At 68.7% G+C, this 26,399-nt stretch carries 26 protein-coding genes and 2 pseudogenes; 16 read left to right on the top strand and 12 right to left on the bottom strand.

The annotated features are described in order from the left end of the window. Positions 1-9 precede the first annotated feature (9 nt). The 4 genes from QTN24_RS04395 to QTN24_RS04380 all read right to left on the bottom strand — a co-directional run bounded on the left by QTN24_RS04395 (position 10) and on the right by QTN24_RS04380 (position 5,608). A complete protein-coding gene (locus QTN24_RS04395; protein WP_313835427.1) occupies positions 10-1,731 on the bottom strand; it encodes a M30 family zinc metallopeptidase in 1,722 nt (573 codons plus the stop codon). Between the two features lie 189 nt (positions 1,732-1,920). Then, the gene (gene ppk2, locus QTN24_RS04390; RefSeq protein ID WP_124682305.1) at positions 1,921-2,871 is read right to left on the bottom strand and encodes a polyphosphate kinase 2; all 951 of its coding nucleotides are present in this window, start codon (positions 2,869-2,871) and stop codon (positions 1,921-1,923) included. 100 nt (positions 2,872-2,971) lie between these two features. Further along, on the bottom strand, positions 2,972-4,024 hold the full coding sequence (locus QTN24_RS04385; RefSeq protein WP_313835426.1) for a transporter: 1,053 nt from the start codon (positions 4,022-4,024) through the stop codon (positions 2,972-2,974). Between the two features lie 60 nt (positions 4,025-4,084). After that, positions 4,085-5,608 (bottom strand): sigma-54 interaction domain-containing protein, encoded by a 1,524-nt coding sequence (locus QTN24_RS04380; protein WP_313835425.1) that lies wholly within the window; start codon positions 5,606-5,608, stop codon positions 4,085-4,087. A gap of 264 nt (positions 5,609-5,872) precedes the next feature. On the opposite strand from QTN24_RS04380, the gene QTN24_RS04375 reads away from it, so the two are divergent. The 6 genes and pseudogenes from QTN24_RS04375 to QTN24_RS04350 all read left to right on the top strand — a co-directional run. Next, positions 5,873-7,264, top strand: coding sequence for a GntP family permease (locus tag QTN24_RS04375; protein ID WP_313835424.1), 1,392 nt, complete (start codon positions 5,873-5,875; stop codon positions 7,262-7,264). A 16-nt stretch (positions 7,265-7,280) separates the two neighbouring features. Further along, the gene (locus QTN24_RS04370; protein ID WP_313835423.1) at positions 7,281-8,057 is read left to right on the top strand and encodes a 3-hydroxybutyrate dehydrogenase; all 777 of its coding nucleotides are present in this window, start codon (positions 7,281-7,283) and stop codon (positions 8,055-8,057) included. A gap of 132 nt (positions 8,058-8,189) precedes the next feature. Next, positions 8,190-8,555 (top strand): type II toxin-antitoxin system RelE/ParE family toxin, encoded by a 366-nt coding sequence (locus QTN24_RS04365; RefSeq protein WP_409558985.1) that lies wholly within the window; start codon positions 8,190-8,192, stop codon positions 8,553-8,555. Continuing rightward, the gene (locus QTN24_RS04360; protein ID WP_313835421.1) at positions 8,548-8,868 is read left to right on the top strand and encodes a DNA-binding transcriptional regulator; all 321 of its coding nucleotides are present in this window, start codon (positions 8,548-8,550) and stop codon (positions 8,866-8,868) included. The genes QTN24_RS04365 and QTN24_RS04360 overlap by 8 nt, the downstream gene beginning before the upstream one ends. 164 nt (positions 8,869-9,032) lie before the next feature. Continuing rightward, positions 9,033-9,776: an acetoacetate decarboxylase gene (locus QTN24_RS04355; RefSeq protein WP_313835420.1), complete on the top strand. Its 744-nt coding sequence runs from the start codon at positions 9,033-9,035 to the stop codon at positions 9,774-9,776. 25 nt (positions 9,777-9,801) lie between these two features. Beyond that, positions 9,802-9,981: pseudogene (locus QTN24_RS04350) on the top strand (SDR family NAD(P)-dependent oxidoreductase); the annotation flags it as partial. 105 nt (positions 9,982-10,086) lie between these two features. On the opposite strand, the pseudogene QTN24_RS04345 reads toward QTN24_RS04350, so the two are convergent. From QTN24_RS04345 to QTN24_RS04320, 6 genes and pseudogenes are all read right to left on the bottom strand, one after another. Next, positions 10,087-10,644, bottom strand: a pseudogene (locus QTN24_RS04345) (response regulator transcription factor); the annotation flags it as partial. 326 nt (positions 10,645-10,970) lie between these two features. Then, a complete protein-coding gene (locus QTN24_RS04340) occupies positions 10,971-11,387 on the bottom strand; it encodes a cupin domain-containing protein (RefSeq protein WP_124682314.1) in 417 nt (138 codons plus the stop codon). A 4-nt stretch (positions 11,388-11,391) separates the two neighbouring features. Continuing rightward, a complete protein-coding gene (locus QTN24_RS04335) occupies positions 11,392-11,871 on the bottom strand; it encodes a carboxymuconolactone decarboxylase family protein (protein WP_124682315.1) in 480 nt (159 codons plus the stop codon). A 165-nt stretch (positions 11,872-12,036) separates the two neighbouring features. Then, positions 12,037-12,537, bottom strand: coding sequence for an Ohr family peroxiredoxin (locus QTN24_RS04330; protein ID WP_313835419.1), 501 nt, complete (start codon positions 12,535-12,537; stop codon positions 12,037-12,039). Between the two features lie 18 nt (positions 12,538-12,555). Then, complete coding sequence (locus QTN24_RS04325) at positions 12,556-13,305, bottom strand: SDR family oxidoreductase (protein WP_313835418.1); 750 nt, start codon at positions 13,303-13,305, stop codon at positions 12,556-12,558. Between the two features lie 141 nt (positions 13,306-13,446). Further along, positions 13,447-14,418, bottom strand: coding sequence for a GlxA family transcriptional regulator (locus QTN24_RS04320; RefSeq protein ID WP_253699945.1), 972 nt, complete (start codon positions 14,416-14,418; stop codon positions 13,447-13,449). Between the two features lie 568 nt (positions 14,419-14,986). Here QTN24_RS04320 and QTN24_RS04315 point away from each other — a divergent pair. The 3 genes from QTN24_RS04315 to QTN24_RS04305 all read left to right on the top strand — a co-directional run bounded on the left by QTN24_RS04315 (position 14,987) and on the right by QTN24_RS04305 (position 17,871). After that, entirely contained in the window at positions 14,987-15,778 is a 792-nt protein-coding gene (locus QTN24_RS04315) for a sensor histidine kinase (protein ID WP_313835417.1), read from the top strand. A 105-nt stretch (positions 15,779-15,883) separates the two neighbouring features. After that, positions 15,884-17,002 (top strand): LysR family transcriptional regulator, encoded by a 1,119-nt coding sequence (locus QTN24_RS04310; protein ID WP_313835416.1) that lies wholly within the window; start codon positions 15,884-15,886, stop codon positions 17,000-17,002. Further along, complete coding sequence (locus QTN24_RS04305; RefSeq protein WP_124682321.1) at positions 16,999-17,871, top strand: DMT family transporter; 873 nt, start codon at positions 16,999-17,001, stop codon at positions 17,869-17,871. The genes QTN24_RS04310 and QTN24_RS04305 overlap by 4 nt, the downstream gene beginning before the upstream one ends. 75 nt (positions 17,872-17,946) lie before the next feature. On the opposite strand, the gene sodB is transcribed toward QTN24_RS04305, so the two are convergent. Both sodB and xseA read right to left on the bottom strand, forming a co-directional pair. Continuing rightward, positions 17,947-18,525 (bottom strand): superoxide dismutase [Fe], encoded by a 579-nt coding sequence (sodB, locus tag QTN24_RS04300; protein ID WP_124682322.1) that lies wholly within the window; start codon positions 18,523-18,525, stop codon positions 17,947-17,949. Positions 18,526-18,696: 171 nt separating this feature from the next. Next, positions 18,697-20,082, bottom strand: a complete 1,386-nt coding sequence (gene xseA, locus QTN24_RS04295; protein ID WP_313835415.1) for an exodeoxyribonuclease VII large subunit — start codon at positions 20,080-20,082, stop codon at positions 18,697-18,699. A 1,033-nt stretch (positions 20,083-21,115) separates the two neighbouring features. Between xseA and QTN24_RS04290 the strand changes: the two genes are divergently transcribed. From QTN24_RS04290 to QTN24_RS04260, 7 genes are all read left to right on the top strand, one after another. Further along, entirely contained in the window at positions 21,116-21,736 is a 621-nt protein-coding gene (locus QTN24_RS04290; RefSeq protein ID WP_124682324.1) for a MotA/TolQ/ExbB proton channel family protein, read from the top strand. 18 nt (positions 21,737-21,754) lie between these two features. After that, complete coding sequence (locus QTN24_RS04285) at positions 21,755-22,186, top strand: ExbD/TolR family protein (RefSeq protein WP_124682325.1); 432 nt, start codon at positions 21,755-21,757, stop codon at positions 22,184-22,186. A 120-nt stretch (positions 22,187-22,306) separates the two neighbouring features. After that, on the top strand, positions 22,307-23,428 hold the full coding sequence (gene lpxK / locus QTN24_RS04280) for a tetraacyldisaccharide 4'-kinase (protein ID WP_313835414.1): 1,122 nt from the start codon (positions 22,307-22,309) through the stop codon (positions 23,426-23,428). Continuing rightward, the gene (locus QTN24_RS04275; protein WP_101680194.1) at positions 23,409-23,609 is read left to right on the top strand and encodes a Trm112 family protein; all 201 of its coding nucleotides are present in this window, start codon (positions 23,409-23,411) and stop codon (positions 23,607-23,609) included. The genes lpxK and QTN24_RS04275 overlap by 20 nt, the downstream gene beginning before the upstream one ends. 44 nt (positions 23,610-23,653) lie before the next feature. Further along, positions 23,654-24,463 carry a 3-deoxy-manno-octulosonate cytidylyltransferase gene (kdsB, locus tag QTN24_RS04270; protein WP_313835413.1) on the top strand — a complete coding sequence of 270 codons (810 nt, stop codon included), beginning with the start codon at positions 23,654-23,656 and terminating at the stop codon, positions 24,461-24,463. 335 nt (positions 24,464-24,798) lie between these two features. Further along, a complete protein-coding gene (gene adk, locus QTN24_RS04265) occupies positions 24,799-25,464 on the top strand; it encodes an adenylate kinase (RefSeq protein WP_124682328.1) in 666 nt (221 codons plus the stop codon). Between the two features lie 171 nt (positions 25,465-25,635). Continuing rightward, complete coding sequence (locus tag QTN24_RS04260; RefSeq protein ID WP_124682329.1) at positions 25,636-26,394, top strand: 3-hydroxyacyl-CoA dehydrogenase; 759 nt, start codon at positions 25,636-25,638, stop codon at positions 26,392-26,394. Positions 26,395-26,399 lie beyond the last annotated feature (5 nt).

The following is a 26,399-nucleotide window of genomic DNA, read 5'->3' as shown; positions in this document are numbered from 1 at the left end:
TCCGACGACTCAGTAGACCACCACCGACAGCGACACGCCGGCCGGCACGCGCACCTTGTCGGTGTACACGCCGCTGGTGTTCGGGCTGCGCGGCGCGATGTAGCTGGCGTTGCCCTGCAACATCGACGGCGCGGTGGCCGGCAGCCGGCGCAGCGCCAGGTAGCCCGCCGCCGACGGGTCGATCGCGGGCAGCGTGAGCGTGCCGTCGGTCCATGCGGGATAGCCGTAGCTGCCCGGCGTGCGGCCCAGCGGCATGTTGCTGTTGGTGGTGGCGCGCCAGTTGACCATCGCCTGGTCGAAGCCCCACTCGGGCCGGGACGCGCGAATCGCCTCGTCCAGCACCTGGCGCGAGTTGGCCGTGGGCCGGGCCAGCAGGTCGCGGAAGAACCCCACGCCAAGCTGGCGGTTCAGGAAACCGCCCAGGCTGCCCGACACCGCGTAGCTCTCGCAGGTGGCGCCGAAGCCGGTGAAGACCGTCACGTCGCAGTTGTAGTCGCTGTAGCGGTAGTAGTCGGCCAGGCGGACGTCGCGGATGGGGTTGTAGCTGGTGCTGATGGCGGCGCTGACGAAGTCTTCCATCTGCATGGCCGTCATTTCCTCCAGCCACGTGTCGTAGGCGTAGGTGGCGCCCATGCTGACCTGCCGGCGGTAGAAGTTCTGCATGTGCGTGCCTTCGTGCGCCATGGTGGTCTTGACCGACCGCATGCCGTCGGCGCCGGCCGCCATCGTCTCGCTGTCCAGGTACAGCGAGATGGCCTCGTTGCTGTTCGCTTCCTTGCTTTTCAGGAAGTTGTGCACGCCCCAGAAATAGCCCACGGTGCCGTACGGCTTGCCGTCGCGGTTGAAGTTCAGCACGACGATATCGACCGGCATGCCGGCCGGCAGCATCGACGTGGTGAACGCGTTGGCGCCCCAGAGCTTGCCGCCCAGGCCCACCAGCCGGTCGTAGACCATGCCGCCACCCGCGAACGCGCCGCCCAGTTCGGCCACCATGGCATCGCTCACATTGGCCGCCTCGGCGGTCTCGACCCACAGGTTGACCCGGGTGCCGTCGCTGGCGGCGAGCTGCTTGCGCAGCGTGGCCGGGCGCTGGGTGCCGTCGATGTGGTACCAGTTGCGCGTGGCGCCCTCGCCCATCGCCGTGGTGCCCAGCGACGCCGCCAGCGGTGCCGGCGCCGCCAGCGTGCTGCGCATCGGCTCGCCAGCCGGGCGGGCGGCATCGGCCCAGCCACTGCGGTTGAATTCGCCGATGGCACGGTGCATGGCCTCTTCGTCCGACGTCTCGGTCAGCCCCTGTGGCGAGATCATCTCGGCGGCCACGCGCGACGACAGCCCGCTGGGCATCGCCACCGCGGCGGCGGCCGTGTTGTAGAGCTGGAGCCAGACCGACTTGCCGGCCACGCCCGAGATCGCGTACTGGACGTCGACGGCCGCGCCGCTGCCGTTGGGGTATCCCCAGACGCCGACGTCGGTGCCCGCATAGCTGCTCGATGTGGCCGCGCCGCAGCCGGCACACGCCTGGGACAGGCCGTTGACCAGCAGCGGCTCGGCCGCCGTGGGCGACGTGGGCGCCGGGGCGGCAGACGCCTGGCTGGTCGCGGCGCTGCCGCCGGCATCGTCGCCACCGCCTCCGCCGCAGCCGGCCAGGGCAAGCGCGGCCAGCGCCGCCATACCGGTCAATCCGGCGGGGAATCGGGCGCGTGCACCGGCACGCAGGGTATTGCGACGCATCTTGGGGACTCCAGAAACAAAGCGACCTCCGGGTCGGGCGCAGGCTCGCGTCCGGCGGAGGGCTCTCCCAATAACGACGCAGATGGCGTCAGATTGAGCGGCCGTTAGATCGCTTTGGGCAATCTTTCGATGCAACGGCCGTTTCAATCTGTCGTGAAACGCACGCAGGCTGGCGTGCGTGGGCGCGGGTCAGTAGACCTCGGGGATGTACATGTTGTCGGGCACCGGCTGCCGCGTGTAGTCGGCATGGCGCTCGCGCTGGGGCAGCACGATGCTCGCCTGCGCGGGCTCCACGTAGGGCATCTGCTGGAGCAGGTGGTGGATGCAGTTCAGCCGCGCGCGCTTCTTGTCGACGGCCTGCACGACCCACCAGGGCGCCTCGGGGATGTGGGTCCGCTCCAGCATGACCTCCTTGGCGCGCGTGTAGTCTTCCCAGCGGCGGCGCGACTCCAGGTCCATCGGGCTCAGCTTCCATTGCTTGAGCGGGTCGTGGATGCGGCTCAGGAAGCGCATGTGCTGCTCGTCGTCGGTGATCGAGAACCAGTACTTGATGACCTGGATGCCCGAGCGCACCAGCATGCGCTCGAACTCCGGCACCGAGCGGAAGAATTCCTCGTACTGCTCGTCGGTGCAGAAGCCCATCACGTGCTCCACGCCGGCGCGGTTGTACCAGCTACGGTCGAACAGCACCATCTCGCCGGCCGCCGGCAGGTGCGACACATAGCGCTGGAAGTACCACTGCGTGCGTTCCCGGTCGTTCGGGGCGGGCAGCGCCGCCACGCGGCACACGCGCGGGTTGAGCCGCTGCGTGATGCGCTTGATGACCCCGCCCTTGCCGGCCGCGTCGCGGCCCTCGAACAGGATCACCACCTTGTGGCCCGTGGCCACCACCCAGCTCTGCAGCTTGACCAGTTCGCCCTGCAGGCGGAACAGCTCGCGGAAGTAGCGATGACGCTCGGCGCGCTCGGCCTCGTCGCCGTTGAGATTGCTGTTGTCGCCGGGGCCGCCCGATTCGCCGGCCAGCACGCTCTGCACCAGCGTCGGGTCGCGGTCTTCCAGTTCGAGCTCCAGTTCCTCGTCGTAGTAGTCCGCCACCTCGCGGTGGATGCGGCGGATCAGTTCCTCGTCGTTGTAGTTCATGGCTATCCTCCATTGCACGCGCCGGACGGCGGGCGCCTTGGTGACCGATCGTACGCCCGCCCCGTGGCAATTCGATGAACTGTCATAGAGGCACGATGCATCACATCATGCCGCCTTCCTGCTTGCGGAACGCCCAGCGCCCCGCCAGCACCGTGAAACTGGCCACCAGCACCACCAGCACCCAGAAGCCGTGCGGGTGTTCGGCCAGCGGGATGCCGCCGACGTTCATGCCGAAGAAGCCCGCCACGATGTTGATCGGCAGCGCCAGCACCGTGACCAGCGTCAGCGTGAACAGCGTGCGGTTGGTCTGCTCGTTGAGCTTGGCGGCGATTTCTTCCTGCAGCAGCTTGATCCGCTCCACCAGCGCGGCCAGGTCGCTGAGCACCAGCGAGAACTCCTCGGTCGACTCCCGCAGCTCCTGCAGGTCGCTTTCCTGCAGCCACGCGGGCGGCCGGTTCAGCAGCCGGAACAGCGCGCCGGGCTCGGGCGCCAGCAGCCGCTGCAGCCGCACCAGCCCGCGCCGCATCGACCCCAGGTCCGCCCGGTTCGACTGCAGCCGCTGCGACAGCAACTGATCCTCGATCTGGTCCACGTTGACGCCGGTCTCACGCACGATCTGCACCAGCACGTCGGCCTGGTCCTGCAGCAGGTGCACCACCAGTTTCAGCGGCGAGCCGAACATCTCGCCCCGGCGCACGGCGGCGCGCAAGCGGTCTACCGAGCGCAGCGGGCGGGCCCGGGCGGTGACCACCAGCCGGGAGTCGGCATGGGCCCAGAGTGTCGAAATGTCGGTCGACGTCACCCCAAAGTTGTAGATCACGTCGTTGACCACGGCCAGCAGCGCGTCGTCCTGGCGCTCGATCCGGGTGGAGCGCGAACCCTGCCGCAGTGCCTCGAAATAGTCCTCGGGCAACGCCAGCTGGGCCCGCATCCAGCGTTCGCAGGCGCTGTGCGACAGGTTGAAATGCAGCCAGACGAACGGGCGTTCGCCCTGCGTCGCATCGTCCGGCCCGGCCGCGGGATGGCCGCGCAGCCACGCGGCGGCGGCGTTGGAATCGATCTCGCGCCCGGGCCGCCCCGGCTCGAACAGGAAACCGCTGACCAGCCCGACCGGATCGGAACCATAGCCGGTCTCGACAATGCCCGATTGCATGCATCCTCCCTTCACGTTGCCTCGCGCGACGGTATCACGCCGCCGTGTCGGTTCGTACGGTCAGCCCGCCCCGCGCGCGGCGGCCAGCTTCTTGTAGAACGCGGCGCGGCTGATGCCCACGCGCGCGGCGGCCTCGGCCACGCGGCCGCCACAGGCATCCAGCGCCTGCGCCAGGAACGCAGCCTCGAATTGCGCCATGGCATCGGCGTAGGACAGCGGCGGCGCGGAGGCGGGTGCGGCTGGCAGGACTTCGGCGGCCACGGCGGCCACGGGTGCCAGCGCCGGGACCACCTCGCCCGGTCCGGCCGGCGCCGGCTCCGGTGCCAGCGCCGCCATGGCGGGCCGCCGGGCGCCCAGCAGCGGCGCCAGCGCGGTGGCGTCGACCGAATCCTCGTCGCAAAGCATCACCGCGCGCTCCAGCACGTTGCGCAGCTCGCGCACGTTGCCGGGCCAGTCGTAGTCGGCCAGCAGCCGCAGCGCATCATCCTGCAGGCCAATCGGATGGCGCTCGGCCTTGATGCTCAGTTCCTCGACGATGGCCGACACCAGCGGCAGCAGGTCCGCCCGGCGCGCGCGCAGCGGCGGCAGCTCGATCGTCAGCACGTTGAGCCGGTAATAGAGATCGGCGCGAAAGCGGCCGTCGGCCACCAGCGCCGGCAGGTCGGCCGACGTGGCGGCGATGATCCGCACGTCGCTGCGCACGATCCGGTTCGACCCCAGCGGCTCGAACTCGCGGTCCTGCAGCGCGCGCAGCAGCTTGCTCTGCAGCGCCAGCGGCATGTCGCCGATCTCGTCCAGGAACAGCGTGCCGCCGTCGGCCAGCTCGAACTTGCCAACCCGGCCCTTGCGGTCGACGCCCGTGTAGGCGCCCGGCGCCGCGCCGAAGAATTCGACCTCCAGCAGCGTCTCGGGGATGGCGGCCACGTTGACGGTCACCAGCGGCCGTTCGGCGCGCGCCGAGCCGGCGTGGATGCCGTGGGCCAGCAGTTCCTTGCCCGTGCCGGTCTCGCCCAGCAGCAGCACCGGCGACTCCACCAGCGCCGCGCGCCGCGCCTGGCGCTTGACCTCCTGCGCGGCCGGGCTGGCGCCGACAAAGCTGGCGAACGTGTACTTGGCGCGGCGGGCATGGTCCAGCGAGCGCCGCGCGGCCGCCAGTTCGGCCTGCACGCGCGAGTAGTGCGCAAAGATCGGCGTCAGCGCCTTCAGTTCGTCGAACAGCGCAAAACCCACCGCGCCGATGGTGCGGCCGCTGTCGTCCTTGATCGGCAGCCGCGTCACGATCATCGGCTCGCGGTCGGTTTCCAGCAGGTCCAGCAGGATCGGCTTGCCGGTGGTCACCACCTCGCGCATCAGGCTGTTCGGAATCACCTGCTCGCAGTCGAGCCCGATGGCGTCCTGCGGGTTCGTGAACCCGAAGCGCGCCGCGTAGCGCTTGTTGATCCAGACCACGTGCGCGTGCTCGTCCACCACGAACGTGCCCTCGCTGAAGTTCTCGAACGTGCGGAACAGCGATTCCATGGCCCGCCGGGCCACGTAGTCGTAGTCCAGCAGCAGGGCGCCACCGGGCTCGGCGATCTTTTGCATGCGGGTGTGGGTGTCTCGAAGTGAAGACGCGCAGTGTCTCACAACGGAGACACGGGTGGTTCGCCACCGCTTGCGTTGTCTCAATGTCGAGACAAAAGGGCGTGGGATACACTTCCAGCGCCTTTTCGACAACGTTTTTGGTGTGGCACAGAGCCTGCTACTGAAGCGGCCCCTTGTCATCTGCGCGAGGGAATATCGCATTCGACGGCACGGCCAGGCATCCGCGCTGCTCGACCGCATTCAAGAACAAGCGATGGAGACCCCATGTCCTTTGTAGTAGTGCTCGCCGCACTGGCGTTCCTGATGTTCGCCGCCTACCGCGGCTACAGCGTGATCCTGTTTGCCCCGCTGGCCGCCCTGGGCGCCGTGCTGCTGACCGACCCGTCGGCCGTGGCGCCCGTGTTCTCCGGCATCTTCATGGAGAAGATGGTCGGCTTCGTGAAGCTCTATTTCCCGGTGTTCATGCTCGGCGCCGTGTTCGGCAAGGTCATCGAGCTGTCCGGCTTTTCCGAATCGATCGTCGCCGCCGCCATCCGCTACATCGGCCGCTCGCGCGCCAACGCGGTCATCGTGGCGGTCTGCGCGCTGCTGACCTACGGCGGCGTCTCGCTGTTCGTGGTCGTGTTCGCGGTCTACCCGTTCGCGGCCGAGCTCTACCGCCAGAGCAACATCCCCAAGCGCCTAATGCCGGGCGCCATCGCGCTGGGCGCGTTCTCGTTCACGATGGATTCGCTGCCGGGCACGCCGCAGATCCAGAACATCATCCCGACCACGTTCTTCAACACCACGTCCTGGGCCGCCCCGGTGCTGGGCGTGGCCGGGTCGCTGTTCATCATCATCGTGGGCCTGTCGTACCTGGAATGGCGCCGCCGCGCCGCCGCCGCGCGCGGCGAGGGCTACGGCACCAGCCTCGTCAACGAGCCGCAGCGCATGGAAGGCGGCAAGCTGCCGCCGCCGCTGCTGGCCATCCTGCCGCTGATCGTGGTCGGCGTGTCGAACTTCTGGCTCACGCGGATGATCCCGCTCTGGTACGGCCAGGCCAACAGCGTGTCGCTGCCAGGCCTGTCCAAGCCGGTGGAAACCAAGATCGCCAGCGTGACGGCCATCTGGGCCGTCGAGGGCGCCCTGCTGCTGGGCATCGTCGTCGTGCTGGCCACCGCGTTCGGCGCCGTCAAGGCCCGCTTTGCCGAAGGCACCAAGAGCGCCGTGTCGGGCGCGCTGCTGGCATCGATGAACACCGCCTCGGAATACGGCTTCGGCGGCGTCATCGCCGCGCTGCCGGGCTTCCTGGTGGTCAGCGACGCGCTGCGCAGCATCCCCAACCCGCTGGTCAACGCGGCCGTGTCGGTGAGCACGCTGGCCGGCATCACCGGCTCGGCCTCGGGCGGCATGAGCATCGCGCTGGCGGCCATGTCCGACGTCTTCATCCAGGGCGCGCAGGCCGCGCAGATTCCGCTGGAAGTGCTGCACCGCGTGGTGTCGATGGCCAGCGGCGGCATGGACACCCTGCCGCACAACGGCGCCGTCATCACGCTGCTGGCCGTCACCGGCCTCACGCACCGCGAGTCGTACCGCGACATCTTCGCCATCACGCTGATCAAGACGCTGGCCGTGTTCTTCGTGATCCTGGTGTTCTACCTGACCGGCCTGGTCTGACAAGCAAGGAGGCATCATGGTCAATCTGCAAGGCAAGACCGCGCTGGTCACCGGCTCCACGAGCGGCATCGGGCTGGGCATCGCCCAGTCGCTGGCCCAGGCCGGCGCCAACATCGTCCTGAACGGCTTTGGCGACGTGGACGCCGCGCTGGCGGCCATCGCCGCCACGGGCGCCCAGGCCGTGCACCACCCGGCCGACATGCGCCGCCCCGACGAGATCGAGGCAATGTTCGCGCTGGCGCAGGCGCGCTTTGGCGGCGTGGACATCCTGGTCAACAACGCCGGCATCCAGCACGTGTCGCCCGTGGAGGACTTTCCGGTCCAGAAGTGGGACGACATCATCGCCATCAACCTCAGCTCGGGCTTTCACACCACGCGGCTGGCGCTGCCGGCGATGCGCGCGGCCAACTGGGGCCGGATCGTCAACATCGCGTCGGTCCACGGGCTGGTCGGCTCGGCCGGCAAGTCGGCCTACGTGGCCGCCAAGCACGGGCTGGTGGGCCTGACGAAGGTCACCGCGCTGGAGACGGCCGCCACCGGCATCACCTGCAACGCGATCTGCCCCGGCTTCGTGCTGACGCCGCTGGTGGCCGCCCAGATCGACGCCATCGCACAGCGCGAGAACATCCCGCGCGACGCCGCCCAGGCCCGGCTGCTGTCCGACAAGCAGCCGTCCGGCCAGTTCGTCACCCCCGAACAGCTCGGCGGCCTGGTGCTGATGCTGTGCTCGCCCGCCGGCGACCAGGTGCGCGGCGCGGCATGGGCCATGGACGGCGGCTGGACGGCACAGTAAGCCGCCTGGCACGACCCGATCGGTTCAGGAGCCCCGGCGTTGCCGGGGCTTTTTGCTTGTTGTCGGTCAAGAAGGAATCTGGCGTATTTGTAGCACCCAGTGCTATGGTGTAGGATTCCATGCAACACACCAATAGCAATGCACTTTCACCGGGTCTTTAAAACTAGATGGTTTGCAAAAGCCGCCGAGGCAGGCGGCATTCGCGATGACGATCTGTGCCGGGCCGCCAAGGCCCTCAGCAGCGGCCAAGGCGACAACCTGGGCGGCAACGTCTGGAAAAAGCGCCTGGACGGCAACCGGCGGCGCGGCATCATCCTGAGCAAAGTCGGAAGTTTCTGGATCTATGTTTTCCTTTTCGCCAAGCAGGACCGCGAGAACATCGACGATGCCGAACTCAAGGAATTTCGGAAACTTGCCAAGCTCTATAACGCGATGAAAGCCGCAGACATGGACCGATTGCTGCAATCAAGAGAGCTCGTGGAGATCTGCAATGGGTAAGACGCGCTATAGAAGCGACGCGTTCGAGGCGATTCACAGCGCCGCAAAAGGGCTGCACGACGCCCGGATCATCGACAAGAAGACCATGCGGGAGTTCGACGCATCCTGCATCGAGAAGCCTCCCGAGTTCAAGGCCAGGGACATTGCCAGGCTTCGGCAGACATTCAACGTCAGCCAGAGCGTTTTCGCGGTGTACCTGAACACCAGCACCTCCACGGTGCAGCAATGGGAACGCGGTGACAAGAAGCCCAGCGGCATGGCGGCCAGGCTCCTGCAAATCATAGACAAGCACGGGCTGGGCATCTTCAGCTAACGTCCCCCAAACCGCTCACCCCCTCATACCTAAGCATCGCGCCGGCGATACGCAGGTGTAATGGCTTGACGCCTCCGGGCCTTCCAGAATGAATCCGGGCCGCGATGGGCTGCCGTCATCGGGACGGCGGCGTCGCGGCGCGGCATTGTTATGGAGGCCATGCCATGGACGTCCAGACCATCCGGGAGCGCGCGTATGCCACGCCGCTGTGCAGCCCGGCCTACCCGATGGGACCGTACCGGTTCCTGCAGCGGGAATACCTTGTCATTTCGTACCGCACCGATCCGGACCTGTTGCGCGCGGTGGTGCCCGAGCCGCTGGCGGTGGCCGAGCCCGTCGTCCACTACGAATTCATCCGCATGCCCGATTCCACGGGCTTTGGCGACTACACCGAGTCCGGCCAGGTGATTCCGGTGACCTACCAGGGGCGGCCGGGCAACTACACGCACGCGATGTTCCTGGACGACCATCCGCCGCTGGCGGGCGGCCGCGAGATCTGGGGGTTTCCGAAGAAGCTGGCGAGCCCGCGCCTGTCGATGGAAAAGGACACGCTGGTGGGCACGCTCGACTACGGCCCGGTGCGCGTGGCGACCGGGACGATGGGCTACAAGCACCATTGCATCGCGCCAGACCCGGTGCGCGACGCCCTGGCCGGCACGCCGAACTACCTGCTCAAGATCCTGCCCCATGTCGACGGCACGGCGCGCGTGTGCGAGCTGGTCTGTTTCTTCCTCAAGGACGTGGCCGTGCGGGGCGCCTGGACCGGCCCCGCCGCCCTGTCGCTCTTTCCCCACGCGCTGGCCCCGGTGGCGTCGCTGCCGGTGCTGGAGGTGCTGGGCGCCAGGCACTACGTGGCCGACCTGACGCTGGGCCTCGGCGAAGTCGTGTTCGACTACCTGCAACAGTAAGCCAACCCGTTATCCGGAGAACATCATGAAGCTTCAAGGCAAATCGGCCATCGTCACGGGCGCCGCCAGCGGCATCGGCAAGGCCATCGCGGAACTGCTGGCCCGGGAGGGCGCGGCCGTGGCCGTGGCCGATCTCAACGAGGAGGCGGCCGTCAAGGTGGCCCGCGGGATCGAGGCTGCGGGCGGCCTGGCCATGGGCGTGGCGGGGCGCCATGGCGTTCTGGCCGAGCGTGGGCAGCTCCAGCTCGATGGCCATCTTCACCAGGTCCGCGAACGTGCGCGCGGCCATCTTGCGCATGGCGCGGCTGCGGTGGATCTTGATCGTGACCTCGCTGATGCCGATGCGCCCGGCAATCTGCTTGTTCATCAGCCCCGACACCGCCAGCGCCATCACCTCGCGCTCGCGGGCGCTCAGCGTGGCGTAGCGGGCGCGCAGGTCGTCGCAGCACTGCAGCGCCTGGCGCTTGCAGCGGTCCACGTCGATGGCGCCTGTCACGGCGTCCAGAAAGTCCTGGTCGCGGAACGGCTTGGGCAGGAAGTCGAGCGCGCCGGCCTTCATCGCGCGCACCGTCATCTCGATGTCGCCGTGCCCGGTGATGAACACCACTGGCAGGCCGATGCCGCGCCGGACCATCTCGCGCTGTACCTCCAGCCCGTTGGCGCCGCGCAGCCGCACGTCCAGCACCACGCAGCCGGGCACCGGTTCGATCTGCGCGGCCAGGAACGCGTCGGCCGACAGGAACGACCGCGAGCGGATGCCGACCGAGGCCAGCAGGTCGGCCAGCGCGTGGTTCAGGCCGGGGTCGTCGTCGACGATGTAGACGACCGGTTCGACGGCTTCGCGGCCGCGCGGGGGCTTGGGTGTCATGGCGTGCACGATGGACTCCGGATAACGCTGCAGGCAGGGATGGAACGATGGTGCAACCAGTCTAGAAACCACGCGGCACCGCAACAAGACGCCGCCGGGGGAGGCCGCGTTTCCGTGCGCGCACCAATCGGCCGGGCCGGTGACAACCCCGCGCGGCACGGAAAAAAGGCCGACGCCCCCGGAGGCGGAAGGCGTCGGCCAACGGGACCGAACAAGGTCGCTACATGAAGACGGGGGCAGGCATCGGGATGTGGCCGCCGCGCGGGGCGGCGGGCACGGGATGCGCGCGGCGGGGCCCCGCCTGGGGCCTGCCGGCGTGGGATGGCTTACTGGACCGGCGTCAGGATCGGCGCGCCCTGCTTCTTGATCAGGAACACGACGAACTTGGCCGGCTTGCTCTTGCTGGCGTTGCGACCCACGGTGTGGACGTCGTCCGGGCCTTCGTAGAACGTCTGGCCGGCCTTGAGCGTGACTTCCTTGCCGCCCTTCACGCCCATGACGATGGTGCCTTCCAGCACGTAGATGAAGCCGTGCGCGTCGTGGCGATGCACGGGGTCGTAGCCGCCCGGCGGGTACTCCACGACGATCATCTCGACTTCCTTGCCCGGGTAGTCGGCCAGCGCCTGGCGGGTCAGTTCCGTGACCTTGGCGTCGGTGGGCCCGGCCAGCGCGGGCTGCGCGAAGGCCAGCCCGGCCGCGGCAACCAGCGCCGCGAGCGATGCAAGCGATGCAAAGCGCCTCATGGCATCACTCCAGGCCGGCCTTGTCCAGGCCGAACATCTTGTCGGCCGATCCCGGCACGGTCTGGAACGCCACGTTGAGGCGGTTCCAGGTGTTGATCACGCCGATCTGGAACGTCAGGTCCGACAGTTCCTTTTCCGAGAACTGCGTGCGCACGCGCTCGTACAGGTCGTCGGGCACGCCGTGCGCGGGCAGCTGGGTCAGCGCCTCGGTCCAGGCCAGCGCGGCGCGCTCGCGCGGGGCGAACAGCGTGGATTCGCGCCAGATGGCCACGTGGTGAAGGCGCAGCTCGCGCTCGCCGTGGATCTTGGCCTGCTTGATGTGCATGTCGACGCAGAACGCACAGCCGTTCAGTTGCGAGGCGCGGATTTCCACGAGTTCGCGGATGTGCTGCTCGATCGTCGTCTTCTGGAACAGCCCGCCCAGTTCCACGAGCTTCTTCGACAGTTCCGGGGATTGCTGAAAGTAGTTCAAACGTTGCGACATGTGTCTCTCCTGCAGGTGGATGGGAATGTTGCTCGCCGGGCCCAATTGCACGATCGCGCCAAGGTGGGCACTGCTTGCATCGAATCGTAGTGCGCCCCGTGGGGCGCGGGTAGTGCCGTGTCGGTGCCCAGTCTGTTGCCCTGGGAACACCAATCGGCGGGCGGGTCAGTCGATGACGCAGACAATGCTGTGCATGCCCTCGCGCGCCAGCTTGGCGTACGGGCACAGCCGCTCGGTGTTGCGCACCAGTTCCTCGGCCACGGGCCGTGCCACGCCCGGCATGCGGATGCGGATCTCGGCCACGAGCGCGTAGCCGCCATCCACAGGATCGCGGCCGAAAGACACCTGCGCAGCCACCGTCGCCGGCGTCATGTCGATGCCGGCGCGCCTGGCCAGCAGGCTCAGCGCGCCGTGGAAGCAGGCGGCGTAGCCGGCCGCGAAGAGCTGTTCCGGATTGGTGCCGCTGCCGGGCCCGCCCAGCGCGGCGGGCAGCCGCAGTTCAAGGATCAGGTTGCCGTCGTCGGAGCGCGCCACGCCCGACGCGCGGCCATGCGCGGCCTGGCCGCCGGTCACGGTGACCGTCGTCGTGTACAGCGCGGTGAATCCCTGACCCAGGTAGCGGTCGAGCAACGTCAATGGCGGGGGCTGTAGCCCCTCGTTCTCCATGGAAGTGTCTCCTGGCGGCTATTTCTGCTGGGTGCGGATCCAGTCCTCGTAGCGGATGGTGCCCAGGCGCGCGTCGCCCTCGGGCACGAGCGTGCCTTCCTGCAGCACGGCGCCGAAGTAAGGCGCCGCCGGGTCGCCGCTGACCGTGAGCGGGTTGCCGGTATCGGCCAGGTAGCGCCGCACGATCTCGTGCATGCGAAAGCGCTCGGGGCCGGCGGTCTCGACGATGCCGTTGACGGGCGGCGCCAGCGCGGCGTCGGCCACGGCCTGCGCCACGTCGTCGGAGGCCATCGGCTGGATGTAGGCGGTGGTGATGCGCAGCGTGTCGGCGCCGCCGGCGGACTGCGCGATGGCACCCAGGAATTCCAGGAACTGGGTGGCGCGCACGATGGTGTACGGCACGCCCGCGCCGCGGATCAGCGCTTCCTGGGCGTTCTTGGCGCGGAAGTAGCCGCTCTGTTCGAGCTTGTCGGTGCCCACCACGGACAGCGCCACGTGATGCGACACGCCGGCCACCTTCTCGGCCGCCGCCAGGTTGCGTCCGGACGCCTCGAAGAATTCCAGCACCGCCTTGTCCTCGAACGACGGCGAGTTCGCCACGTCGACCACCACCTGGGCGCCGTTCAGCGCCTGCGCCAGCCCTTCGCCGGTCACCGCGTTGACGCCGCTGGCCGGCGACGCCGCCCGCACCTGATGCCCCTGCGCCTGCAGGCGCGCCACCACTTTCTTGCCGATCAGGCCCGTGCCGCCAATCACTACGATGTTCATGATGTCTCTCTCCATGCTGGGGTGGACCGCGTCCACATACCGGCATGCTAGGTGGCGCCGCCGCGCCGCGCCAGACTGGCGCCGGACGCACCATGTTTCCCAAAAAGCATCAATCGGATCGCGGGCCGGCCGGGGCCGGCGCTAGCGGTTGATCTTGAGGCGGTACTCGCTCGGCGACAGCCCGAAGTGGCGCTGGAACGTCACGCGCATCCGTTCCTCGCTGCCAAAGCCGCAGTCGCGGGCGATCACCTCGATGGGCCGGTCCAGGTCCTGCAGCTGGCGCCGCGCCGCTTCCACGCGAAAGTGCTCCACGCCCTTGGCCGGCGTCCGCCCGGTCTTTTCCTTGTAGACCCTGGCGAAGTTGCGCGGACTCATGCCGACGTGCTCGGCCAGTTGCTCCACGGACAGCTCCGCGCGCGACAGGTTCTGCATGATCCACAGGTGCAGCGATTCGAACACCGGCACCTGGCGGCTCTGCGAGATCAGGATCTCGCTGATCTGTGGCTGGGCGCCGGGCCGCTTCATGTACACGGCCAGTTCCTTGGCCGAGTTCAGCGCCACCTCGTGGCCGTAGTCGGCCTCCACCATCGCCAGCGCCAGGTCGATGCCGGTGGTCACGCCCGCCGACGTCCACAGGTTCTGCTGCCGCACGAAGATGGCGTCCGGGTCCAGGTCGACGGTCGGAAACAGTTCGCGAAAGCGGCCCAGCATGGCCCAGTGCGTGGTGGCGCGCTTGCCGTCGAGCAGGCCCGCGAAGGCCAGCAGGAACGCCCCGCTGCACACCGACGCCATGTTGCGCACCGTGCCGGCCGCGCCGGCCAGCCACCCGATCAGCGCGGTCTCGGTGCGGGCCACTTCGAGGATGGTTGGCGACCCCGGCACGATCACCGTATCGACCATGCGCAGGTCGAACGACGCCAGCGAGACCGAATCGAGCGTGGTGCCCTCCACGGTTGCCACCGGGCCGCCCGCATAGCTGGCCGTATGGCAGCGGTATCCGGCCATGCCGCGCGCCCGCGCGTAGTTCGACGCGGCCCAGAACACGGTCTGGGGTCCGGCAAGGTCGAGCAGGCTGACGTCGGGGTATGCCACGAACAGGACGTTGCGCGGCATGTCTTCAATGTTTCCCGGGGCGGGGGGCGGCTGGTTCGGAAGCATGGCAGGTAAGGCGGTGGACGGTGGATGCTATGACAGCGGGGCAGTCCCGCGCAAGCTTGCGCGCGGTGCGTGACACGGCCGGGGCGGGGCGGCCCCGCCGCGACGCGGCAAACGGTTGGAGGGGCCGCGTGGGCACGGGCAGGGTTGTCATCGTTTTTTGGGCTCCCGTCTGTCAGGTCCGGTGGCGTCGCACGACGGACGGGCATGGGCCGGGCGTCCCCGCGGCACGTGGCGGGTTGTCGGTGCGACAGGACAAATCGGGGAGCGAGTCTAGTGAGCGGCGGGCCCGGTCACAAGCGGCCGGCGCGAGCCACGCCGTTTCCACTTTTGCACCAATCGGCGACGAAATCGCACTGAAGTGCCGCGCCCGGCTGGCCGTCTGGCAGGAAACACGGGAACGCTGTCATTTACGGCATATTAAGCGCTTATTAACATCGAACGCACCGGTCCATACGGGTGTTCGGGGTATGCGGGAAGGTGTCCTGCCGAGCCGGCGGCGTGACCGAAATCAGCGAGAGAAGCAATGAATGACGCAGTTCGCGTGGCGGTGGTGGACCCCAGCGCCTCCGCGCCGGCGCCCCCGGCTGCCGATGCCGATGGCCGCCGCGCGCTGCATGCCGATCGCCTGGCCGTGCTGGGCCGCAGCGTGGCGATGATCGTGCACGACGTGGTGCAGCCGGTGGCGTCCGTCGCCACGCGCGGACAGGGCGCGCTGCGCTGGCTGCGCCAGGATCCGCCCGACGTGGCCCGCGCCATTGCCTCGCTCGAATCGCTGGTGGCCGATGCCGGACGCGCCGGCACCGTGCTGGCGGACCTGCGCGGGCTGGCGTGCCCGCAGGCGCGGCCGCCGCAGCCGGTGCCGCTGGATGGCGTGCTGCGCGACACGCTGCGCTGGCTCGACGACGACCTGCGCCGCCACGGCGTGACGGCGGCGCTGGACCTGCCGGCCGCGCCGCTGCCCGTGCTGGGCGAGCGCGCGGCGCTGCAGCAGCTCTTCGTCAACCTCGTGGTCAACGCGATCGAGGCCATGGCCGGCACCGACGCCGCGCCACGCGCCGCGCGCCCGTTGACCGTCACGCTGCGTGCCGATGGCCACGCGGCCGTGGCGACCATCAGCGACCGGGGCTGCGGCCTTGCCGCGGACGCCCTGCCCCGGCTGTTCGAGCCGTTCCAGACGACCAAGGCGGATGGCATGGGCGTGGGGCTGTCGATCTGCCGGCGCATCGTGGCCGACCACGGCGGCACCATCGACGCCATGGCGCGGCCCGGCGGCGGGACAACCTTCGTGGTGCGCCTGCCCTGCGCCGCCGCGTAGCAGCCCGGCCGCACACACGCCGCCTAGCCGCGGGCCACGCCCGCAAGACTCGCTTACAGGGCATTGCCGCGACGGACGGCGCCCGATTGCATCAGGGGAAAGAATATGGGATCGACACACACCACACCACCGGAATCACCGGATTTACCGGAATCACAGGACTTACCGGAGGCGGCGGAACCGGCGCCGTCACCCGACGCGGCGGACCGCAGTTTCCGGCTCAGCCTGCCGAACCACGCCGACGCGCTGTCGACCAGTTTCGCCGCCAGCTACGCCGGCATCATGGCGTTCATGGCCGTGGCCAGCGAGGGCAGCTTTGCCAAGGCCGGCGAGCGGCTCGGCATCGGCCGCTCGGCCGTCAGCCGCAACGTGCAGAAGCTGGAAACCCAGCTCAGCACGCGGCTGTTCCTGCGCACCACGCGCAGCACGCAGCTCACGCGCGAGGGCCAGCGCTTCTTCGACAACTGCCACCAGGGCGTGACGCACATCGTCGAGGCGATGAACGACATGCTGGAGCTGCGCCAGGGCCCGCCGCGCGGGCTGGTGCGCATCAGCTCGACGGTGGGCTTCGGCCGCAAGGTGGTGGCGCCGCTGCTGGACAAGTTCGTCAAGGTCTACCCGGACATCGCCATCGACCTGCTGCTCGACGACCGGCCCACCGACTTTGCGTCCGAGCAGATCGACGTGGCGTTCCGCAACGGCCGCATCGAGGACTCCAGCATCATCGCCAAGCAGCTGATACCGATGCAGATGGCGCTGTGCGCGGCGCCGTCGTACGTGGCCACCCACGGGCTGCCGCAGACGCTGGACGAACTGGCGCAGCACGAATGCATCAACTTCCGCTTCTCAAGCGGGCGCATCTTCGAATGGGAGTTCAAGGTGGACGGCGTGGTGCGCAAGTACATGCCCCGGGCGCGGATGACGTTCAACGACGCCGACCTGGTGCTGCACGCGGTGCTGGAAGGCTGGGGCATCGCCCAGATGGCCGGCTACCAGATCTGCCAGCCGCTGGCGGACCAGCAGCTCGTGGTGGCGCTGCGCCGGCACGCGCCCGACGACCGCGGCCACTACATCTGCTACCTGAGCCGCCAGCACCTGCCCACGCGCATCCGCGTGTTCATCGACTTCATGACCGACCACATCCGCGCCATGCGGCTGAACTGCCTGACCGATTTCAACCTGCTGGCCGACGAAGACACGGCCGCCCCCGGAGTACTCGCATGACCCTGGCCGCATGGCTCGGCGCCGCTGGCGCCATCGTTCTCTGGGCGTCGTTCGCCACGCTGGTGTCCCGCGCGCCCGACGTGCCGCCGCTGCTGCTGACCGGCCTGGCCCTGTGCGCGGGCAGCCTTACCTGCGTGCACCGGCTGCGCGACTGGCGCGTGCCGCTGCGCACGCTGGCCTTCGGCGTGGCGTGCCTGTTCGTCTACAACGCGGGGCTGGTGATGGCGTTCCGGCTGGCGCCGATCGCCGAGGCCAACCTGATCAACTACCTGTGGCCGCTGATCCTGGTGCTGCTCGGCACGCCGGTCTGGCGCGGCGCCGATGGCGTGGCGAAGATCGCCGGTGCGCTGCTGGGGTTCGGCGGCTGCATCGTGGCGATCCTGTCCGGCCCGGGCGGCGTCGCGTTCAGCCCCGCGTACGCGGCCGGCTACGCGATGGCGCTGCTGGCCGCCGTGGTCTGGGCCGTCTACTCGCTGGGCGCCCGCTGGCTGCCGCCGTTCTCGTCGTGGGCCGTCGGCGGCTTCTGCCTGGGCGCCGGGCTGCTGGCCATCGCCAGCCATCTGGTGCTGGAACCGCCGGCCGCCCTGCCGCTGGCAAGCCTGGGCTGGGTGCTGGCCATCGGCCTGGGCCCGCTCGGCATCGCGTTCGTGCTGTGGGACTACGCCATGCGGCACGGCAACGCGGCGCAGATCGGCGTCCTGGGCTACGGCACCCCGGTGCTGTCGATGCTGGGCCTGGCGCTGGCCGGCCACGTCAGGGACCGCGACTGGTCAATGGTCTTCCTGGCCTGCACGCTGATCGTGGCCGGCGTGGCGCTGGCGTCGACGGGCGCGGTGGCGTGGCGGCGGCGGTTGCGGCAGGTGTCCTGAGGTGCGGATCGGCGGGGCTGCGCAAAGCAAAAAGCCCCGGCTGGCCGGGGCTTTCATGCTGGGCTACAGGTTCGCTCAGGCGAAGTTCTTCGCGGCGAAGTCCCAGTTCACGACGTTCCAGAATGCCTCGACGTACTTCGGGCGGGCATTGCGGTAGTCGATGTAGTAGGCGTGTTCCCACACGTCGCAGGTCAGCAGGGCCTTGGCGTCGGTGGTCAGCGGGGTGGCGGCGTTCGAGGTGGACACCAGGTCCAGCGAGCCGTCGGCCTTCTTGACCAGCCAGGCCCAGCCCGAACCGAAGGTGCCCACGGCCACCTTCGTGAATTCTTCCTTGAACTTGTCGAACGAACCCCACTTGGCGTTGATCGCGTCGGCCAGGGCGCCGGTCGGCTGGCCGCCGCCGTTCGGCTTCATCGATTCCCAGTAGAACGTGTGGTTCCACACCTGGGCCGCGTTGTTGAAGATGCCGCCCGACGACTTCTTGACGATCTCTTCCAGCGACGCGTTCTCGAACTCGGTGCCCTTGATCAGGTTGTTCAGGTTCGTGACGTAGGTCTGGTGATGCTTGTCATGATGGAACTCCAGGGTCTCCTTGGAGATGTGCGGAGCCAGGGCATCATGCGCGTACGGGAGCGGGGGGAGCTTGTGTTCCATTGTTCTGTCTCGGTTTTGGGTGGGGAGAACGGACGATTGTAGGTGACTTGCCAGACCCGCGCAAACGGCCCCGGAAAGCCCCCTGCCCTCATGTTAGTTTCCCCGGCGGCGGGCCGGGGAAGCGCCTGGGGTCGACTGAGAATCAGTCGCAGCAGGGCGCGTCGCGGGGCATCAGAATGTCGCCAGCTTGGCCTGCACGCCGGCGATTTCCACGTCGGCGGTACCGTCCGCCAGATGGGCCTCGACGATGCTGCCCGGGCGCAGTTCGTGCGGCGAGCGCAGCGCCCGGCCGCGCGCATCGAGCAGCACGGCGTAGCCGCGTTCCAGCGTGCGCTGGGGCGCCAGCAGCTCCAGCGCGCCGGCCGCGCGCGCCAGCCGCTGGGTGTCGCGCTCGTGGCGCCGCTCCAGCGCCATGTCCATGCGCGCGGCAAGGCGGTCCAGCGTCTGCTGTTGCAGGGCGGCGTCCGGCTTGCAGGCGCGCCAGCGCATCGCCAGCACGTCGTGGCGGTGGCGCTGCGCCGACACCGTGTCGCGCAATGCCGCCCGCAGGTGTCGCGCCAGATTGTCGACGTGCGCCCGGCGCTCCTGCAACTGGGCCTGCGGGCTGCGCAACTGGCGCGTCAGCCATTGCAGGTGCTGCGCGCGGCGGGCGAGCTGGCGGTCCATGCATTGCGCCAGCGCGTCGCGGGCGCGGCGGGCGGCCTGCAGCAGGTGGTCGCGGTCGGGGCTGACCAGCTCGGCGGCACCGGTGGGCGTCGGCGCGCGCACGTCGGCCACGAAATCGGCAATCGTCACATCGGTCTCGTGGCCCACGCCGGCCACCACGGGCACACGGCTGCGGGCGATGGCGTGGGCCACCACTTCCTCGTTGAACGACCACAGGTCCTCGATGCTGCCGCCGCCGCGGCACAGGATCAGCACGTCGCATTCGGCCCGCTCGCTGGCCACGTCGAGCATCGCCGCGATCTTGTCGGCGGCACCGGCGCCCTGCACCGGCACCGGATAGACGATGACCGGCACGTGCGGCGCGCGCCGCCGCAGCGTGGTCAGCACGTCGCGCATGGCCGCCGCCTGCAGCGACGTGACCACGCCGATCGTGCGCGGATGGCGCGGAATCGGCCGCTTGCGTGCGCCATCGAACAGACCGGCCTGCGCGAGTTTGTCCTTGAGCCGCAGGAACGCCTCGTAGAGGTTGCCCAGGCCGGCGCGGCGCATGGCTTCCACGCCAAGCTGCAACTCGCCGCGCGCCTCGTACATCGACACCACGGCGCGCACCTCCACGGCCTCGCCCTCGCGCGGCGTGAAGTCGACATGCTGGTTGCGGCCGCGGAACATCACGCAGCGGATCTGCGCGCGGGCGTCTTTCAGCGAGAAATACCAGTGGCCGCTGGCCGCGCGCGTGAAGTTCGAGATTTCGCCCCGCACCCACGCCAGCGGAAAGCTGCGTTCGAGCACGCCGGCGATGGCATGGTTCAGTTCGCTGACCGGGATCACGTCGCGCGTGCGCGAAGGCGCCTGGGACGGCGCAAAACGCGAAAGGTTCTCGTTCTCTGGCATGGGGCACGGCCGCGCAGGCGGCGTGGGATGGACATGTCCACAGCATAACCGCTATGTCAAGAGGCATCGCGCGGTGCACACGGCCGGCCCCGGAATCCGCATGAATCCGTACAAGCCTTTGATTCTGTTGAAGATTCGCCCCGGTCCAAAAAACAGGCAATGTAAGAGAAAACCTTACGCGTCAACGACTTACCAAAATCCGGGGACGCTTGTTCACAAAGTTATCCACAGAAGCTTTGGATAATGGATTTGTCAAGCGTCGGATCTGTGGACAACGTATACGTGACAGGCCAGAGCCGGCTGTGGTAACGGCCTGGGGCCCCGGATTGTCGACCGCGACGCACAAGGCACGTGAGCCTACGTTTGCACAAAATTTAGGCAGAAACGTATACGTCGTTATGGATCAACGGCTTAGCCCGCTTCTCCCCGGTTTATCCACAACCGATCCACAATCCTTTCCTGCTCCGGTGTGGAAAGCGTCGCCCCGCCAGCAGGCTGTCTGGCGCCCGGATCGCGGCGTGCGGTTGCCCAATAATTAGGCACGGAAGATCTTTCCCTTTCGGATCAACGGTTTACGTAGAATCTTCAAAGGCTTTCCACAGCCCGTCCACAGCCGTGTCCCGTGCGGATGTGGAAAGCTGCCCCATTCAGGGGCCGGGAGCGCCCGCAGACCGTCCGCAAACCCTGTTCGACAAGGAAAGCAGGCGCCACATGGCCGCTTTGCCCCGCTTGCCCAAAAAACAGGCAATCGACCCGGGGCCCTTTGCAATCAACGGTTTACGCGACCTTTCCGAAGGCTGTCCACAACCGGTCCACAATCCTGTCCCGGTTATGTGTGGAAAGCCGCAGACAGCGGCCGGTGTGCGTGGCTTGCCGCGCTGGCGGCGGGCGGGTTAGAGTGGCGCCTGCAATTTTTCGAGCATCGCCGGTGCGGCGCGCGTTGGGCGCGACCCGCATCAAAGGCTGCCACGTCGTTCGTGCTTCAAGCCGTCCATTTCGGGTCTGTCGTCTACGTAGAATTTCGGGGGTCCACGTGTTTTCCATCATTCAAGCGGCCGGCTGGCCGATCTGGCCGCTGCTGCTGGCCTCGGTCATCGCGCTGGCGCTGATCGTCGAACGCTTCATCTCCCTCAAGCGCAGCAAGATCCTGCCGCCGCGGCTGTACGAGGAGGCGCTTTCCGCCGCCCAGCAGCGCAAGGCCACGCCCGAGGTGGTCAACACGCTCGAAAAGAATTCGCCGCTGGGCCGCGTGCTGGCCGCCGGCCTGCGCCACGTGGTGCTGCAGCCGCAGACGTCGCGCGACGCCGCCAAGGATGTGGTGGAAGAAGCCGGCCGGGTGGTGGCGCACGACCTGGAGCGCTACCTGAACGCGCTGGGCACGATTGCGTCGGTGGCGCCGCTGATGGGCCTGCTGGGCACCGTGATCGGCATGATCGAGATCTTCGGCAGCCAGGGCGGCACCGGCGCCAACCCCGAACAGCTGGCGCACGGCATCTCGGTGGCGCTCTACAACACGGCCTTCGGCCTGATCGTGGCGATTCCGGCCCTGATCTTCTGGCGCTACTTCCGCCGGCTCGTGGACGACTACGTGGCCGAGCTGGAATTCCGCGCCACCGCGTTCCTGGACGCCATCCTGCCGCAGCGGCGGGCCTGACGCGGCCGGGAGCACGCCATGCGTTTCCGTTCCCGCCAGCGGCGCGAGGAGCCCGAGATCAACCTGATCCCGCTCATCGACGTGCTGCTCGTGATCCTGATCTTCCTGATGATCACGACCACGTACTCGCGCTTCACCGAGCTGCAGATCCAGCTGCCCACCGCCGATGCCGACCGCGCGCAGCAGCATCCGACCGAGATCGTCGTCTCGGTGTCGGCGCGCGGCGTCTATTCCGTCAACAAGCAGGTGCTGGAGCAGAAGGACGTGACCAGCCTGGCCGACCAGCTGCGCAGCGCCGCCGGCCCGGCCGGCAGCGGCCAGCAGCCCGTGGTAATCGTCAATGCCGACGCCCAGGCCACCCACCAGGCCGTGATCAACGTGATGGAGGCCGCGCGCGTGGCCGGCCTGTCGCGGCTGACCTTCGCCACGCAGAGTTCGCAGCCGCGCTAGCCGGCGGCCAGGGCGGGCGCCACGCTTGGGCGCGTGCGCCGCGCCATGCATAATGTCCGCATTCGGCCGGCGCCGCCCATCCAGCCCTGGACGGCGGCCCGGCCTGCTTCCCTCCCTTTCATGCCCGCACCCCGACACGCCCTTGCCGACTTCGTCACCGCCCAGTGGCAGCGCCGCGGCTGGTTTGCCTGGCTGATGTGGCCGCTGTCGCTGCTGTTCGGCCTGGTGGCGCGCATCCGCCGCCATGGTTACCAGCGCGGCTGGTTCCAGTCCACGCGGCTGCCGATGCCGGTGATCGTCGTCGGCAACGTCACCGTGGGCGGCACCGGCAAGACGCCCGCCGTCATCGCGCTGGCCCATGCGCTGTCGGAAGCGGGCCTGCGCCCGGGCGTGGTCTCGCGCGGCTACGGGGTGACGCTCACGCATCCGCGCCGGGTCAAGCCGACGTCCAAGGCTTCTGACGTGGGCGACGAACCGCTGCTGATTGCGCGCGCCACCGACGTGCCGGTCTGGGTCTTTCCGGACCGGGCGCTGTGCGCGCAGACCATGCTGGTGTCGCATCCGGGCGTCAACGTGCTGCTGCTCGACGATGGATTGCAGCACTACCGGCTGCAGCGCGACTTCGAGATCGTCATGTTCGACGCGCGCATGGGCGGCAACGGCATGCTGCTGCCGGCCGGGCCGCTGCGCGAGCCGCTGGACCGCCCGCGCGACGCCACGCTGATCAACGACCCGCACTTCCGCGCCACGCCCGACAAGCCCGACGTCTACGGCATGCGGCTGGAACTGGCCGATGCCTGGCAGCTTGCCGACCCCACGATGGCGCGCCCGGTGGCGCGGTTCGCGGGCCAGCGCGTGCTGGCCGCGGCCGGCATCGGCAATCCGGAACGCTTCTTCGCCAGCCTGCGCGCGGCGGGCCTGACGTCGATCGCCACGCTGCCGCTGCCGGACCACTACGACTTTGCCGCCGACCCGTTCGCGGACAACGACGCCGCGCTGCACGCCGACGTGATCCTGATCACCGAGAAGGATGCCGTAAAATGCGAGCGCTTTGACGACCCGAGGATCTGGGTCGTCCCCACCACGCCCGTGATCGACGCGGGCCTGATCGATAAAATCCGCCGCGCCGTGCTGGCGCGCAACCCGGCCGTCGCCACGCCCGTCACCACGGGACAATCCGCTGCCAGCGGCACGACGACCGGGCTCGACAAGGAACACCAGGATGGACAACCGGCTGCTTGAAATCCTCGTCTGCCCGCTCTGCAAGGGCAAGCTGGAATACGACCGCGCCGCCCAGGAACTGATCTGCCACGCCGACAAGCTGGCCTATCCGATCCGCGACGGCATTCCGGTCATGCTGGCCGACGAGGCCCGCCAGTCGGTGCCCGGCCGCGTGGTGCCCGTGGAGCCGTCCGGCAACTGAGCCCGCGCCCCCCGCCCCTTCCGTCTTCCGCCCTCCCGCGCATCATGAGCATTCCCGCATTCACCGTCGTCATTCCGGCGCGGCTGGCCTCCACGCGGCTGCCGAACAAGCCGCTGGCCGACATCGGCGGCCATCCGATGGTCGTCCGCGTGGCCGAGCGGGCGCACGCGTCGTCGGCCCGGCGCACCGTGGTGGCCACCGACGCCCCCGAGGTGGCCGCGGCCTGCGCGGCGCATGCCGTCGAGGCCGTCATCACGCGGGCCGATCACCCCTCGGGCACCGATCGCCTGTCGGAAGTCGCCACGCTGCTCGGGCTCGATGACGACGCCATCGTGGTCAACGTGCAGGGCGACGAGCCGCTGATCGATCCGAACCTGATCGACGCCGTGGCGCTGCACCTGGCCGCGCACCCGGACTGCGCCATCGCCACCGCCGCCCATCCGCTGGACGACGTGGCCGAGGTCTTCAATCCCAACGTGGTGAAGGTGGTGTGCGACAACGCGGGCCGGGCGCTGTATTTCTCGCGCGCGCCGATCCCGTGGGCGCGCGACGCCTGGTCGGCGGTGCCCACGCAGCCGGCCGCGTCGGCCAGCGTGCCGCTGCCGGACATGCCCGTGCTGCGCCATATCGGCCTGTACGCCTACCGCGCGGGCTTCCTGCGCCGCTTCCCGACGCTGGCGATCTCGCCGGTGGAACAGGTGGAGGCGCTGGAACAGCTGCGCGCGATGTGGCATGGCGAGCGCATCGGCGTGATGGTCACGGCCGCCGCCCCGGCACCGGGCGTGGACACCCCGGCCGACCTGGAACGCGTGCGCGCGCTGTGGACGCAGGGCATGGCGCAGGAAGGCCCCTGACGGCGGCTGCCGTAGACCCCGGTTTCACGCCGGGGTTCATACTGCTGCAACCTGGACGAAGGCCGAACCGGCATCGCCCGTGGCATAATGCCTGCCGATACAGAGCCCGCAGACCGTGAGAGGCACGGCTGCAAAGGCTCGGTGGGGAGATAGAGAGATCGAGCCAGCCCGGATGCGCGTTGCCGCCGCGCCGGGCGCCGCATGAGCGGACGCCGGCACATGCCTGGGCACGCGCCCTACGGCACGCACCGCGTAAGTCCCGCGTCAAGTTGCGGCGGTACCCTCCTTCCATACCCCCCCGCCAGACCGAATTCAAATACCTTGAGGACCCGTAAATGCGTTTGATCCTGTTGGGCGCGCCTGGCGCCGGCAAAGGCACGCAAGCCAAGTTCATCTGCGAGAAGTTCGGTATTCCGCAGATCTCCACCGGCGACATGCTGCGCGCCGCCGTGAAGGCCGGCACGCCGCTGGGCATCGAAGCCAAGAAAGTGATGGACGCGGGCGGCCTGGTGTCCGATGACATCATTATCGGCCTGGTGAAGGACCGCCTTAAGCAGCCCGACTGCGAAAAGGGCTACCTGTTCGACGGCTTTCCGCGCACGATCCCGCAGGCCGAGGCCATGAAGGAAGCCGGCGTGGCCATCGACTACGTGCTGGAGATCGACGTGCCGTTCGACGCGATCATCGAGCGCATGAGCGGCCGCCGCGTGCACGTGGCGTCGGGCCGCACGTACCACGTCCGCTACAACCCGCCCAAGGTGGAAAACGTCGACGACGAGACCGGCGAGCCGCTGATCCAGCGCGACGACGACAAGGAAGAGACCGTGCGCAAGCGCCTGGACGTCTACTCGCAGCAGACGCGCCCGCTGGTGGACTACTACTCGGGCTGGGCCGCCAAGGGCGACGCCTCGGCCAAGGTGGCGCCGCCGCAGTACCGCAAGATCTCGGGCGTCGGCGACGTCGACAAGATCACCGCCAGCGTGTTCGAGGCGCTGAAGTAATCCCGGCGCATCCCCGCCCGTGACAAACGGCTCAGCTTCGGCTGGGCCGTTTTGCTTTCCGGCCGGGCTCCGTATCGATGCGGGTTCCGCCGCCCGGCGATTTACGTTAACGTAAACGGCATGCGATGCGGGACCCCCACAACACGCAACAACGAACTAGGAGACGGACGGATGGACATCCAGGGCAACGTATTCATCGTGACCGGTGGCGCCTCGGGGCTGGGCGAAGGCACGGCGCGGATGCTGGCCAAGGCCGGCGGCAAGGTGGTCATCGCCGACCTGAACGAGGCGGCCGGCACGGCGCTGGCGCAGGAACTGGGCGGCCAGTTTGTCCGGTGCGATGTCAGCGCCGAGGCCGACGGCCAGGCGGCGGTGGACGCGGCCGTGAAGCTGGGCCGGCTGGCCGGGCTGGTCAACTGCGCGGGCATTGCCGTGGCGTCGAAGACGGTGGGCAAGAACGGCCCGCACCCGCTGGACGCGTTCGAGAAGACGATCCGCGTGAACCTGATCGGCACGTTCAACATGATCCGGCTGGCGGCGGCGGCCATGGTGCAGAACACGCCCGACGCCGAGGGCGAGCGCGGCGTGATCATCAATACCGCGTCGGTGGCTGCGTTCGATGGGCAGATCGGCCAGGCCGCCTATGCGGCGTCGAAAGGTGGCGTGGTCGGCATGACGCTGGCCATCGCCCGCGACCTGGCCCGCGACGGCGTGCGCTGCATGACCATCGCGCCGGGCCTGTTCGAGACGCCGATGCTGCTGGGCATGCCGCCCGAAGTGCAGGACGCGCTGGGCAAGATGGTGCCGTTCCCGCCGCGCCTGGGGCGCCCGGCCGAGTTTGCGCGGCTGGCGCAGGCCATTATCGGCAATACGATGATGAACGGCGAGGTGATCCGGCTGGACGGCGCGATCCGGATGCAGCCGAAGTAAGGCTG

The organism is Cupriavidus sp. SZY C1, assembly GCF_032190535.1.
Taxonomy (GTDB): domain Bacteria; phylum Pseudomonadota; class Gammaproteobacteria; order Burkholderiales; family Burkholderiaceae; genus Cupriavidus; species Cupriavidus pauculus_C.
This window is presented reverse-complemented; position numbering and strand designations above follow the sequence as displayed.